This window comes from Mycobacteroides sp. PCS013 (assembly GCF_049532645.1).
Taxonomy (GTDB): domain Bacteria; phylum Actinomycetota; class Actinomycetes; order Mycobacteriales; family Mycobacteriaceae; genus Mycobacterium; species Mycobacterium gwanakae.
Genome location: NZ_CP150131.1, coordinates 4,090,210 through 4,103,886, shown reverse-complemented (window position 1 = coordinate 4,103,886; position 13,677 = coordinate 4,090,210). Strand labels below are relative to the sequence as shown.

Annotated in this window: 11 protein-coding genes; 3 read left to right on the top strand and 8 right to left on the bottom strand. The window is 64.5% G+C overall.

From position 1 onward, the window contains the following. The first annotated feature begins 10 nt into the window (after positions 1–10). Positions 11–646, top strand: coding sequence for an HD domain-containing protein (locus RHO23_RS20435; RefSeq protein ID WP_423488251.1), 636 nt, complete (start codon positions 11–13; stop codon positions 644–646). A 10-nt stretch (positions 647–656) separates the two neighbouring features. On the opposite strand, the gene RHO23_RS20430 is transcribed toward RHO23_RS20435, so the two are convergent. The 7 genes from RHO23_RS20430 to RHO23_RS20400 form a co-directional block, all read right to left on the bottom strand. Continuing rightward, positions 657–1,994 (bottom strand): DUF222 domain-containing protein, encoded by a 1,338-nt coding sequence (locus RHO23_RS20430; RefSeq protein ID WP_423488250.1) that lies wholly within the window; start codon positions 1,992–1,994, stop codon positions 657–659. A 92-nt stretch (positions 1,995–2,086) separates the two neighbouring features. Next, positions 2,087–4,030 (bottom strand): thiamine pyrophosphate-dependent enzyme, encoded by a 1,944-nt coding sequence (locus RHO23_RS20425; RefSeq protein ID WP_423488249.1) that lies wholly within the window; start codon positions 4,028–4,030, stop codon positions 2,087–2,089. After that, positions 4,027–5,655, bottom strand: a complete 1,629-nt coding sequence (locus RHO23_RS20420; protein WP_423488248.1) for a glutamate synthase-related protein — start codon at positions 5,653–5,655, stop codon at positions 4,027–4,029. The genes RHO23_RS20425 and RHO23_RS20420 overlap by 4 nt, the downstream gene beginning before the upstream one ends. Before the next feature lie 68 nt (positions 5,656–5,723). Next, positions 5,724–8,516: an AAA family ATPase gene (locus tag RHO23_RS20415; RefSeq protein WP_423488247.1), complete on the bottom strand. Its 2,793-nt coding sequence runs from the start codon at positions 8,514–8,516 to the stop codon at positions 5,724–5,726. Positions 8,517–8,565: 49 nt separating this feature from the next. Next, positions 8,566–10,305 carry a ubiquinone-dependent pyruvate dehydrogenase gene (poxB, locus tag RHO23_RS20410; protein WP_423488246.1) on the bottom strand — a complete coding sequence of 580 codons (1,740 nt, stop codon included), beginning with the start codon at positions 10,303–10,305 and terminating at the stop codon, positions 8,566–8,568. Positions 10,306–10,429: 124 nt separating this feature from the next. After that, positions 10,430–11,365, bottom strand: coding sequence for a patatin-like phospholipase family protein (locus tag RHO23_RS20405; protein WP_096505020.1), 936 nt, complete (start codon positions 11,363–11,365; stop codon positions 10,430–10,432). A gap of 56 nt (positions 11,366–11,421) precedes the next feature. Further along, positions 11,422–12,189: an SDR family oxidoreductase gene (locus tag RHO23_RS20400; protein ID WP_423488245.1), complete on the bottom strand. Its 768-nt coding sequence runs from the start codon at positions 12,187–12,189 to the stop codon at positions 11,422–11,424. Positions 12,190–12,341: 152 nt separating this feature from the next. Here RHO23_RS20400 and RHO23_RS20395 point away from each other — a divergent pair, with 152 nt between their 5' ends. Beyond that, positions 12,342–12,887: a TetR/AcrR family transcriptional regulator gene (locus RHO23_RS20395; RefSeq protein ID WP_227457885.1), complete on the top strand. Its 546-nt coding sequence runs from the start codon at positions 12,342–12,344 to the stop codon at positions 12,885–12,887. Positions 12,888–12,934: 47 nt separating this feature from the next. Then, positions 12,935–13,363, top strand: a complete 429-nt coding sequence (locus RHO23_RS20390) for a pyridoxamine 5'-phosphate oxidase family protein (protein WP_057967607.1) — start codon at positions 12,935–12,937, stop codon at positions 13,361–13,363. Between the two features lie 33 nt (positions 13,364–13,396). On the opposite strand, the gene RHO23_RS20385 is transcribed toward RHO23_RS20390, so the two are convergent. Continuing rightward, a complete protein-coding gene (locus RHO23_RS20385; protein WP_030097577.1) occupies positions 13,397–13,666 on the bottom strand; it encodes a metal-sensitive transcriptional regulator in 270 nt (89 codons plus the stop codon). Positions 13,667–13,677: the final 11 nt, after the last annotated feature.

Genomic DNA, 13,677 nt, shown 5'->3' with positions numbered 1-13,677 from the left:
AGGAGATGCCATGACCGAGATTGCCGGAGTCGAGATCCCGGACACCCCGCTGGTCCGTGAGATCACCGAGTACATCCGCGACACCGAGGACGATCTGCTGTTTCACCATTCCCGCCGGGTGTATCTGCTCGGTGCGTTGCAGGGTCAGCGTCGCGGTGTGAAACCTGATCTGGAGATGCTGTACGCCGGTGCGATGTTCCACGACATCGGCCTTACCGAGCGGTTCCGGGACTCGCAGCTGCGTTTCGAGGTGGACGGCGCGAACGCGGCCCGCGACTTCCTGACCGAACGTGGGGTGGGTGCCCAGGAGGCACAGAACGTGTGGTTGGCGATCGCGCTGCACACCACGCCCGGGATTACGGAGTTCTTGAGCCCAGAGGTGGCCCTCGTTACTGCCGGGGTTGAAACCGACGTGGTCGGCATTGCGCGGGATGCGCTGTCTGCCAAAGATTTAGATGCGGTGACCGCCGCACACCCGCGGCCCGACTTCAAGAACAGAATCCTGAACGCCTTCTTCGAGGGCAATCGGCACCGGCCGGACAGTACGTTCGGCAACATGAATGCCGATGTGCTCGCGCATTTCGATCCGTCCTTCGTGCGGGCGGATCTGGTGGAGCTGATCCGGGCCAATAGCTGGCCGGAGTAGGTAAGGCGCCCTAGAACGGTGGCGGATCTTGGGCGGTGAGTGCGGACAGCGCTGCTTCGCGTTGTAATCGTTGGTGGCGGTTGAGGCTTCGTTCCGAGCGGTGCCGACGGTCGCGTTCCTGTTTTCGGGTGCGTAGCCGGGTAAGGGCGGGAAAGAGGAAGCGGCTGGCAGGAGTGGTGACGTAGGTGTGCCCCGTTGGGGCCTTCCAGTGCACGGTGCCGTCGGGCTCCTGGATCTCGGTCCAGCCGCCGAAGGTCTTCAGGAGATGATGTTTGCGGCACAACGCTTTCAGATTGGCGCCGGTGGTGGGGCCGCCCGCGGCCCACGGCACGGTGTGGTCGGTGTCCGTCCGGTCTGCGGCTGCCTCGCAGCCGGGGAATCGGCAGAGCTGGTCGCGGGATCGCACGAAGGCCACAAGCCCGTCGGATGGACGGTATCCGGTGCTCTGGGAGTCAGCGAGCATCCGAGTGCGGGCGCCGGCGGCCAGGGTGCGCGCCTGCTCGGCGGCAAGCACCCCGAAGCCGGGGACATGGGCGGGTACGTCGTCTTGACCATCGAGGGTTGACTGGTTGACGATCACGTTGACGACGACCGCGACATCGGCGATATCGCGTCCAGCGCAGTCGGGACGCCCACAGGTGCAACGCATCTGATCAAGACCCCGTGTCAACGCGCCGACCGCATCGGCACGGCGCTGGGCTTTGGTGCGTGGATCTGCCGGGCACACAGTATCGGCCAGAAGATCGAGACGTTTGTCCAGCGCGACGGCATGGGTGGCCTGCAGGGTGCCCCAGATCTCGACGACGGGTTCGCCGGTGCCGACGGGGCGGATTTCGATATGCCGGCCCTCCTTGGCGGATCTGTTGCGCCGCACGGCGTCCTGATCGAAGCGAAGCACCAACGCATCGAGTGCCGCGGTGATGCGTTTATGTGACCAGCGCGCCCAGTGGGGCAGGGCCCGCACAATCGCGGTATCGACCTGGGTCACCACGGCATCGTTGTCGACGAGTTCGGTCCGGTTGACGATCAGTGCGACGGTCCTGAAGTCAAGATCACCGGCGGCGAAGCGTTCAGCGACTGCCGTGAGGCGGTGCCGCAGAACCTGGGCGTACCGCATCTGGCTGGAGGCCAATGCCTGCGTGATGCCCTGAGCCGCAGCGATTTCGGCGGCAACCCTGTCCCAGCGATCCAGGGGGTGACGGTCACGTGCATCGGCCTTGTCAAGGTCAGCGTGCCGGTCGACGAGCACGCCGATAGCGTCCAAGCGTCGGGCACATGCCTGCGCCTCGGCACGCTGTGCCGACGTGACCACATCGATCAGATCCGCGTCTCCCAATGAATCGAACACATTTTCGACTTTAGGGGAATCTGTTGAGCCGCACCGTGCACCAGACCCTGGTTGTGGACCAACTGCCGATTGTGGATAACCCAGGAGATCCTCTAGTGCGACCGTGGGTCCGTCAGGATCTCAACCAGGGCAGGCCCAGGATGGCTGAGCGCCTCGGCAATCGCCGAATTCAGCTCGGCCGCATCGCTCACGCGCCTGCCATACGCTCCACAGTCGCGGGCGAACTCCGCGAAAGACGGATTGTGCAGCGAGGTTTGCCACACGGCGTATTCGGAGCTGCGCTGTTCCTCGCTGATCTTGGCCAGCTCGCCGTTGTTGAGCAGGATATGGGTGATGTTCATGTCGTACTTCACGGCAGTGGTGAAGTCGGCGAGGTACTGACCGAAGCCGCCGTCACCGGTCACCGCGACGATGGGCCGATCCGGGGCCGCTGCCCAGGCGCCCATGGCGGCGGGAAAACCGAAGCCGATGGAGCCGAGGTATCCCGACATGAGCACCGACTGTGCGGTGGGCTCGAAATAGCGGCCGAACGAGTATGCATGATTTCCCACATCGACTGTCAGCACCGCATTTTCGGACACCAAGCCGTTGAGCTCATGGAAGACAGCGGCAGCAGGTACCCGTCCATGTGCGGGGGCGGCGGCTCGTCGCGCCTTTTCCGTGCGCCATACCGACCAGCGTTGCGCGAGCTCGGGGCGTTGATCGACTAACGACGGGTTTATCCGGAGCCCATCGGACAGGGCCGTGGCCGTCACGCCGACGTCACCGAGCACCGGCGCCGTGACCGGCCGGAAGCGGCCGAGCGCCAGTGGGTCGGTGTCGACCTGAATGGTCGGCTTGTAGGGCGAGATGCCAGTGTGATTCGAGAACGATGCGCCGAATACCAAGAGCAGATCGGTCTTGTTCATCATCCAGGACGCAACCGGTGTACCCGAGCGCCCCAGCACCCCGCCGGCGAGCGGATGACGGTCGGAGATCTGACCCTTGGCCTTGAAGGTGGTGAGGACCGGGGCGCTCAGCCGCTCGGCCAGCGCGGCGATGGCCGCCATATCGAATTTCGCACCGGCGCCCACCACGATCACTGGGCGCGTGGCCGATTCGATGAGACGCAGCGCCGCGTCGAGCGCCGCTGCCGGTGGGCCCACCCGCAGATCCGGCATGCGGCCCTGCGGCCCGGCGGCCGGATCGTCGGGCGCGGGGAGCACCTGAACTTCGTCGGGCAGCACAAGATGGCCGACACCGCGCTCCAGGATGGCGTGCTTGAGCGCCATGGTCATCAGTTCAGCGTGGTCGGAGCCCGACCGCACCATTGCCGAATACACGGACACGTCGGCGAAAGCCGCCAGCAGATCGATGTCCTGGAAGGCGCCCTTACCGGCCACCGATGAATCCACGTTGCCCGAGATGGCCAGCACCGGTGCGCGATCGGCCTTCGCGTCGTACAGCCCCGTCAACAGATTCGTCGAGCCTGGGCCCGCGATACCGAAACACGCGGCGGGGCGTCCGGTCAGCTTCCCGTATGCCGAGGCGGCGAAGGCTGCCGCGCCCTCGTGCCTGATGCCGAAGTACCGCAACTTGCCGTCGCCTTCGGCCCGGTGCATCGCCTCGGCGACACCGAGATTCGAGTGTCCGACCATGCCGAAGACGGTGTCCACACCCCAGTTGGTCATGGTCTCAATCAGCACGTCGCTGACCGTGCGGACATGAGGAGCCGGCGGCGGAGTGCCCACGTATACGCCGTCCTCGCGCACGTCTACGGGATAGGTCAGCACATCGAAGTCGGGTCCACCGGCTGCCTCTCCGGTGAACGGGTCGAAGTCGAATCCATGCCAGGGACAACGAATCTTGTCGTTCTCCAGGGTGCCCTGACCCAGCGGACCGCCCTGGTGGGGACACCGGTTGTCGATGGCACCGAAACGGCCGTGCAGTTTGGTCAAGGCCACGGATTTCAGGCCCACCGGGCAGACCGTCACCTCACCCTCATCCAGCGCATCCTGATCAGCCGCCTTGTGCCAGATCAGTTCCTGTTCGCTCACAGTGGTATCGCTCCTGCGTAGGGGACTGCGCTGAGGTATGCGAAGTCGCGGTCGAATGTGACGAGATCGTCGAGCTCCAGGTCGGCAAGACGGCGATGCCCGCATGCCCTGGCCAGTATTGTCATCAGCTCGACGGTGGACTGCAGGAATCGCTGCAATCGCATGGCGGCAAGGTCGATGGGCAGACGATCACGCAGCGCTGGATTCTGGGTGGCGATGCCGACGGGGCAGGTGTTGGTGTTGCAGGCGCGCATGCCGACACAGCCGATGGCTTGCAGAGCGGCGTTGGACAGGCCGATGGCGTCGGCGCCCAGCGCCAGCGCCTTGACCATGTCGGCCGCGGTGCGGATGCCGCCGGTCACCGCCAAGGTCACCTCCCGGGCACCGGAGCGATCGAGATGTCTACGCGCGCGGGCCAGAGCCGGAATGGTCGGTACGGAGATGTTGTCGCGAAAGAGAATTGGTGCAGCACCGGTGCCACCTCCACGACCGTCGAGAATGATGTAGTCGACGCCGATGGTGAGCGCCGCGTCGATATCGCGCTCGATGTGCTGCGCGCTCATCTTGTAGCCGACCGGGATTCCCCCCGACAACTCGCGCACCTCGTTCGCGCAGTCGCGGAATTGGTCCAGGGATGTCCAATCGGGAAAGCGAGCCGGCGAGATCGCGGGGGTGCCCGGTGCGAGACCACGGACCTCGGCGATCTTCCCGACGACCTTGTTGCCGGGCAGATGCCCGCCGGTACCGGTCTTGGCGCCCTGGCCGCCCTTGAAATGAAAAGCCTGCACCTTCTTGACGTGCTCGAAGCTCCATCCGAATCTGGCGGAGGCCAGCTCGTAGAAGTATCGCGAATTGTGTTGCTGTTCTTCGGGGAGCATGCCTCCTTCACCCGAACAGATGCCCGTTCCGGCGAGATCGGCGCCCGCGGCCAGCGCGATCTTGGACTCTTGCGAGAGTGCCCCGAAGCTCATATCGCTGACAAACAGGGGGATGTCGAGGGACAGCGGGCGCCGTGCGCCCGGACCGATCACCGTGCGGGTGTCGACGGGTTCGTCGTCCAGCAGGGGCAGACGAGCCAGTTGGCCGGTCACCAGCTGAATCGAATCCCACGAGGGCAGCTTGTCGCGCGGAACCCCCATCGCCGCCATCGTCCCGTGATGCCCGACCCTGTCGAGCCCGTGGGCGGCGAGCTCGTGGATCTGGGTGACGAAGGGCTCCTCCGCGGTATCAGAAGGTTTGATCCACGCGCCCTGATAGCCGTCGTCCTCGTACGACACCGGATGTACCTTCGCGAATGCCGAGACAGCCGATTTATCAACGTAGACAGTGCCGTTGGAGACCCAGGCGGGAAATTTCGTCAGTGCCACCGAAGGATTGACCGGTGAGATGCCGCTGTCCACCTCGTAACGCCAGCCGTGGACCCCGCAGACCAGGAGGTCACCTTCGAGGTGGCCGTCGGCCATTAGGGCACCGCGGTGTGCGCAGCGCCCGTACAGCGCCGAAACATTCTCGTCCTGACGGATCAGAACGATGTCCACGCCGCTCACTGTGGTGGCGTAGGGCGCCCCCTCGGGGAGCGCCGACAGCTCTGCTACCTGCAGTGCCGCTGTGGGCAGGGTAGTCATGGGTGCACTATGCGTCACCGTGGACATGAGCGCATCAGTCATATGACTGGTGCGGTGAGCGGGCCCAGCTACGTGATCAGATCGCGCAGCTCGTGCCGTCGGCTGATCCCCAGCTTGGGGTAGACGTGATACAGGTGAGAAGCGATGGTGCGAGGTGAGAGGTTGAGCTGATCGCCGATCTGGCGGTTGGTCATGCCAGACGCCACCAGCCTGACAATCTGCTGTTCTTGCGCGGTCAGCGATTCGAGACCGGCTGTGGTCCGGACGGATTTCGAGACGACGCCTGCCGCACGCAATTCGGCACGGGCGAGTGCCGCCAGTGCCTCGGCGCCATGGCGCTCGAAAACCGCCAGGGCCGTAGATAGGAGTGGACGTGCCTCGGCGGGACGACGCGCTCGGCGCAACCACTCTCCGTAGTGCAGGCGGGCGCGCGCGCGTTCGATCGGCCACTGATCTCCGGTGGAATCGTCTACCGCGAGCCGGAAGTAGTTCTCCGCATTCGCGGTAGAGGACACCAGCGCCATCGCCTGGTGATGCAGAAGCCGGATCCGGGTGGGTGACGCGGAGTCCAATTGGCCTCCGATGGCGTCGATCAACGGCCGGACCTCCTCGGCGCGGCCGCTGCGCGCGGCCGCCCAGGCCAGTTCGGCGACCCCGCGGTGCGATACGACGAAGTGCGTGGGCATCCCGTCGGCATGAAATTGCGCGCGGAAATACTGATACGCGCCGTCGAAGTCGTTGTGGAGGAATGCCGTCCAGCCCTGTGCGCGCGTCAGCGCCGCACGTGTAGCTCCTGACAGCGTGCTCGACGAGGACGTATCGATACCTCGCAACATCGCTGTCGCTGCCGTGACGTCACCGCGATACGCGAGCAGCTGCGCACGACACACGGCTGTTTCGCTGCTCAGCAGTGCGAGATCGTGGAGTTCGTACAGGTCCGTGGTGGCGGCAAGGAGCTCGTCGAGTTGACTCCAGCGGCCCGTGTCCAGCAGTGCCCAGGAAAGGGGAGCTATCGCGTAGGTGAAGCCCCGCATGCCTCCACTGCCTTTGAGGGATTCCACCGCCTCCGAGAGATGGCGAACGGCAAGGTCGGAATCGTCGGTGGAGGCAGCCATCACGCCTACCACCAGATGCCGAAAAGGTTCCAAGATCGGTGCCTGCGGTGTCAGCCAGCACCGGTCGAAGGATGTCGGCCTGACGTGCCCCGAAGAGGCGGTATCGGCGTACATGCCGATGTAGGTGCGCTGCAGGGCGGCGGCGCCCTCCGGGAACGTCAAGAATTCGGCCTGTGTCTCCTCCTGCTCGGTGTCGTCGAAAGGGAGGCGGGGAAGCCACTTCTGGAGGGCCTCGCGGTGTGCGATATCCCCGGAGTAGTACGAGGCCGAGGCGCCCAGATAGGCCAGCGTAAGGGCCAGCCGACCCTCCGGAGGCGATGCGCCCTCCATGCAGCGGAGAACCAATTCGAAGGCCTCGGTCGCCTGTGCTGATTGCAGCCGGATGGAACCTCGGGTGAGGGAGGCGTAACCGAGGATATCGGGTTGATTGGTTAGCTGAGAAGCCTTGTCGCAGAGGATGAGTGCCCACGCGGTATCGCCGCCGAAGTTCGCGGCGGCCGCGGCGCGGGCATACCGGCGCGCACCGTCGTCACCGTGTGGACTCAACTCTGCGGCACGCTGCAGCGCACGCGTGACCTCCAGGTAGCCTCCGCGCTCCTGGGCCAGCTGCGCAGACTGCTCCAGTGCGGACGCGATGGCCTCGTCTGGCCCGCCCGCTGCTTCAGCCAGATGCCATGCGCGGCAGGCATTGTCGAGTAACGGGGATTGTCCGAAGGCGAGGTGGGCGGCGCGTTGTTCGGTCAGGGTTGAATCGGTGTAGGCGAGGGTCCGAAGCAGCGGATGACAGAACTTGATCAACCTATCCGGGGTGATACTCAGCAGCCCTGCTTTTTCCGCATCGTTCCAGACGGACATGTCGGAGCCGTAGCCGGCCACGTCGGTGATGACGTCCACGGTTTCGTATCCCGAACCAGAGGCACTGTACAACAATAGTTTCCGGGTGGTCGCGTCGAGTGCTGCCAGCTCTATGGAGAAGATGGAATGCGCACCGCGGTATCCGGCCATGTTGTTTCCGCGGAACACCGTGGCGCCGGAAAGGCCGTAGAAGCGTGCCCCTTCGATCAGCGCCAGCGGATTTCCGCCCGCCCACCGGATGATCTCACCGCGAACGCCACGATCGGGAGGCGGCGTCTGTGTATCGAGGAGATCACTCGCTTCACGATCGTTCAGCGCCGGTACGTCGATGACGGTGATGACCGAGTCGAAGCCCGGCAGCCCATCTCGGTGTCGGCCGGTCATGATGACCGAGATGGGAGTGTGGATGAGCCTGCGTGACACTGAGGTCAGCACTTCACGTGAATCGCGGTCGAGAAGGTCGACATCGTCGATCGCGAGAAGGAGCGGGCGTTCACGGGCTACGGATTTCAGGAGAGCAAGGAGCGCGTGCCGGATGACGGCAGGACTGCGTGGTGAGGGTGTGCCGTTGATACCGAGGATATCGTTGAGGGTGTCACGCAGCAGTCTGGGCAGCGCGTTGACGTGCTCGTTCAAGGGGCAGATGAGTTCAGCCAGGGACGTGTAGGCATGCAGCAGATCTGGCTGACTCCCGGCGGCGAAGAGCACCCGGACTCCGGCGTTCGCGGCAGCTGCGGTGGCATCCAGCAGCAGCGCTGACTTACCAATCCCGGCCTCCCCGAGCAGGAGTAGCACGTTGGGCGGGTTATCCGTCGTGGTCGCGACGCGCCTGACCGCGTCGCGCAGGTTGTCGCGCCCGACGAACGAAGGAGGGGAATGAGGAGCGGTCATGGCGTTTGCGATGGTAGCGCCAGGACCGCGTGGCAGCGGTGGTTGAGACTTACCGACGGCGCAGGCGTGCGCCGAGGTTCGTCTTGGCCAGGTCGATCAGCTCGTCGCCGCGGCCCGACAGCAGGGTTCTCGTTGCCCACAGGGAGAAGCCTGCCACCTGTGCCGCCGTGATGGTCGGTGGAATCGAGAGCTCCTGGCGGGCGGTGAGCACTTCCACGAGGGCCGGACCGTCGTGACTGAAGGCATCCGACAACGCGGCGTCGAGTTGATCGGGGCGTTCCACACGGACGCCGTGAATCCCGAGTGCCTTCGCGACGTCGGCGAAGACCGGATTATCCAGGGACGTACCGTAGTTCACGATGCCTGCGGCCTTCATTTCCAGCTCTACGAAGCTGAGCGCGCCATTGTTGAACACCACCATCTTGATAGGCAGCTGTGACTGGGTCAGTGTGATGAGGTCTCCCAGCATCATCGCCAGCCCGCCGTCGCCGGAGAGGGTGACGATCTGGCGACCGCGGTGTGATGCCTGGGCCCCGATTCCCTGAGGTACCGCATTCGCCATGCTGCCGTGGTTGAACGAGCCGAGCAGGCGCCGTCGGCCGTTCATGGACAGGTAGCGCGCGGCCCAGATGACGGGAGTACCGACATCGGCGATGAACACCGCGTCCTGGTCCGCCAACTCGTCGATCCAGCGCGCTACCAGTTCCGGCCGCACGGGCGTCTGATTGCGATCGTCCACCGCCAGCCGGTCGAGCTGAGCCCGCGTACGCGTGTAGTTCTCCTTCGCGCGCTCCAGATGCTTGCCGTCGGAATGCGGAAGAAGTGTCGAATTAAGCTGCTGCAAGGTGTCTTTCACCGAACCGATGAGTGGAACATCCACCCGGACACGTCGGCCGATGTGTTCACCGCGGATATCGACCTGAATCACGGTGGCCTTCGGTGGATAGAACTGTCGATACGGGAAATCCGTTCCGAGCATCAGCAGCACCTCGGTGTCCTCGAGTGCGTCGTACCCGGAACGGAATCCCAACAGGCCCGTCATGCCGACGTCGAACGGATTGTCGTACTCGACGAATTCCTTGCCGCGCAACGTGTGCACGATAGGGGCCTGCAGCGTGCGGGCTACCGCCAGCAGTTCGGCATGGGCGCCCTCACAGCCGGCCCCGGCGAGGATCGTGACCGCGTTGGATCCGTTCAACAGACGTACCGCTCGCTCCAGGGACTCCGGATCGGGCAGACGGGTCCCGATGCCCGCCACGATAGGAGCCGAGGGCGGTGCCACGTCTGTCTTGGCGCTGAGGATGTCTCCGGGGATTGTCAGGACGGCCACGCCCCGTTGATCCAGTGCGGCCCGTATGGCGGTGTCCAAGACGTACGGCAGCTGTTCAACGCTGCTCACCAGCTCGCTGTACACACTGCATTCGGCGAACAGATTCTGTGGATGCGTTTCCTGGAAGTAGCCGCTGCCGATTTCGGCGCTGGGAATGTGCGATGCGATTGCCAGGACGGGAACGCGGCTGCGGTGCGCGTCGAAGAGCCCGTTGATGAGATGCAGATTGCCCGGACCACAGCTGGCAGCGCATACCGCAAGAGTGCCGGTCAGTGCGGCCTCGGCTCCTGCGGCGAATGCCGCCGCCTCCTCGTGGCGCACGTGAACCCACTCCACGGTGCCATCGCGGCGCAGAGCCTCGGTAAAGCCATTCAACGAGTCACCGGGAAGTCCATAAATACGTTGAACACCAGCGGCTTTCACGGTATCGACGATGAGTTGCGAGACTGTGCGGGCCATGGTGCCCTCCAAGGGGATGAGGCGTGCTGGGCGGTCGGGGACGGTTGACGCTCTTCATTGGATGCTAGCGGCGGGCGCGGTGGTCGGCCATCAGTCATTCGACTGGTGGGCGGGATGGCAACGGCTAGTTCGTGTTCGCGTATGCGTCGAGAGCCTCAGCGGCGCAACGGCGCCCGACTTCGATGACCTCGGAAGCGCGATGAAAATCCAGACTGCGACTGACACTGCGCGGCACCTCGATGAGAACATCAGGCGGGTGTGCCGCGAGCTGCATGCGGGCAAGGGAGGACTGCATGACCTCGATGGTGCGGTTCATCACCTCGAAGCTCGTCAGTTTCGCGGCGGGATCGGGTTGGCCGGCGGCCTCGGTGCCATCGGTTTCGAACAGCGCCGAGGTGCTGCGCAGCAGCCGGTTCAGCCACTCCGTCGTCACGCGCGGCTCACGGGGCTCGGGGTCCAGCGGCGGCGCCGGGGCGCGTACCTCTTCGCCTCCGCTGAGGCTTACCGCCACTCGCAGCTCGGCGTGCACCCCGGCCAGCGGCGCAACCGCCATCAGATCGAGAACACCGCCGTCGGCCAGCACTCTGCCGTCGAGTACGTGTGGAGAGATCATTCCGGGAATCGCGATGGATGCGCGAATGGCAGAAGCCAATGAGCCGCGCTGTAGCCACACCGACTTACCGGCGATCAAGTCGGTCGCGACCGCGGTGAAAGGGATCGGCAGATCTTCGATCGCGACGTCGCCGAGCAGGTCGCGCACCACGTCCAGAATCTTCTCCGCACGGAAGAAGCCGGGGCTGGTCCAGGTCGGGTCCAACAGCCGCAGTACCGCGCGCTGCGTCAACGAGGTCGCCCACGAGGTGAATCCGTCGAGTGCACCGGCCGCTTCCAAACCGCCGACCAGCGCACCCATCGAGGATCCCGATATCCCGGAGATCTCGAAGCCACGCTCGCGCAGTTCCTGGATCACACCGATATGCGCGTAACCCCGGGCCCCGCCGGCGCCCAGCGCCAGCGCGATCTTGGTGCCGGGTGCGCCGGTACTCGCCTCGTCAGTCATCCACTCAATCTTGGCAAGAGTGAAGCGAGGTATCCAGGTGAGGTGTGCGACACCCGTTACTGGCGAGCGTGGGGATCGGAGGCGTTGAGCGTCGCGACCACGTGGTCGTAGTCGCCGCGTGACTCGCCGTAGCGCAGGAACTTCACCCGCTCTACCTGGATCTCGTTGGCATCGGGCTGCGTCTCCAGCAGGGTGATCACCTCGTCGACGAAGTCCTTCAGGGGCATTGCGAAATCACTCTCTTGCTGTCCCGGCATGAGGTCTGTGCGAACCGCGGGTGGCTGGAGTTCCTTGACCGCGACGGTGGTATCCGCGAGCTGCAGCCGGATCGTCTCACTGAGCATGTGGATGGCAGCCTTGGATGCGTTGTAGCTGGGCGTGACCTTCAGCGGCGCGAAGGCCAACCCGGACGACACCGTGATGATGGTGGCTTCCGGTTGGGCCTGTAGGTGCTCGACGAAGTTGGCGATCAACCGAATCGGGCCGAGCACGTTCGTGGTGACGATCTCCTCGGCCGACTGAAGGAACGACTCGGGGTGGTGCCAGTCCTCGACGCGCATGATGCCCGCCATCGCGATGAGGACATTCACGTCGGGATGCTCGGTGAGTACCTGCTGGGCGGCGGTGCGGATGCTCGCCGGATCAGAGATGTCGATCTGCACTGCCGAGATGCCGGGGTGCTCGGCGCGGATTCGCTCAAGCAGCTCGGTGCGGCGGCCGCCGACGACCACGGTATTGCCTTTGGCCTGCAAGGCTATGGCCAGTTCCAAGCCGATCCCACTGGTGGCTCCGGGGATGAACACCGTATTGCCCGTCATCTTCATGCGCGACCTCCGATCGATTATGTGTACGTACCGTACATATCAATAATGTACGGTACGTACACATAGTTGGCAAGGGGACGGAGGCGATGGTGGCCCAGGCGGAACGGAACGCGGTGAGGCGGCCGCGACGAGGGCGTCGCCCGGCTGACGAGGTGCGCGAGGAAGTGCTGCAGGCGGCGGGTGAGTTGCTCTTCGCCGATGGCATGAGCGGATTCACCATCGAGAAGGTCGCTGCTCTTTCGGGTGCGAGCAAGATGACGATCTACAAGTGGTGGCCGTCGAAGGGCGCCCTCGCGCTCGATGGCTACTTCCGAAAGGTTGAACCGGAATTAGGGTTCCCCGATACCGGGGAGATCGAGCGCGACCTCCGCGTGCAGCTGCGCGCGTTCCTCGGCGTCATCCGTGACACGGTCGGGGGCGGAATCATCGGGGAGCTTATTGGTCAGGCGCAGCTCGATCCTGACCTGAAAGCGGCCTTTCTACAACGATATTCAGGTCCGCGGCGCGCACTTGCGGTAGCGGCGCTGCGCCGCGCGCAGGAACGCGGCCAGCTTGATGCGGCCACGGACCCGGAAGTCGTCGTGGACCAACTGTGGGGCGCTTGCTACCACCGGCTGCTGGTACCGGATCAGCCGCTCACGGCGGACTTCGTGGATGCCTTGCTCGCCAATGTGCTTTGGGGGATCAAATCCAGATGAATCTAGGTGCGGGAATAAGCCCGACAGATCGGGGGGTTTGACGCAACATGCCACGTCAGTTCAGCGAAGTAGAGCGTCAGGATTTTCTTGCGGCCAAGCACATCGCTGTGCTGTCGGTTGCCGCCAACGAGCGCCCGCCGGCCAGCGTGCCGATCTGGTACGACTACGTCCCCGGTGGAAACATCCGTATCAGCACGAGTGCGGGAAATCGCAAGGCACGGCTTATCCAGGAGGCCGGGGCGGTGACGCTGACGGTTCAGCAGGAAGAGCTGCCCTATCAGTACGTCGTCGTCGAGGGCACTGTCGTGGAGGCCGCTGAGCCGGCCCCGGTGGCGGCGCGCGAGGAAATCGCCATCCGCTACCTCGGTGAGGAGGGCGGCCGGGAGTTTGTGCGCAGCTACGACGGCAGCGAGAACGTACTGTTCACCATCCGTCCCGACCGCTGGTTCACCGCAGATTTCTCGGGCGATATCTGAGCCGCGAAGAAAGGCAGGCGCGAGGCGCCGCGCTCACGCCAAGGCTAGGAACAGTTTCTCGAGTTCGGCCTCGGTCATGGGCGCGGTGTCTCCGTTGCGATCGGCGGTGATGCATTCCCGCAGCCCGGTGGCGACGATCTTGAATCCTGCGCGGTCGAGGGCGCGCGATACGGCAGCCAGCTGAGTCACCACGTCTTTGCAGTCGCGTCCGTTCTCGATCATGTTGATGACGCCGTTGAGCTGACCTTGTGCCCGGCGCAGTCTGCTGAGGATCGCGGTGATGCTGTCTTGATCGTCGATCATGTCTCTACCTT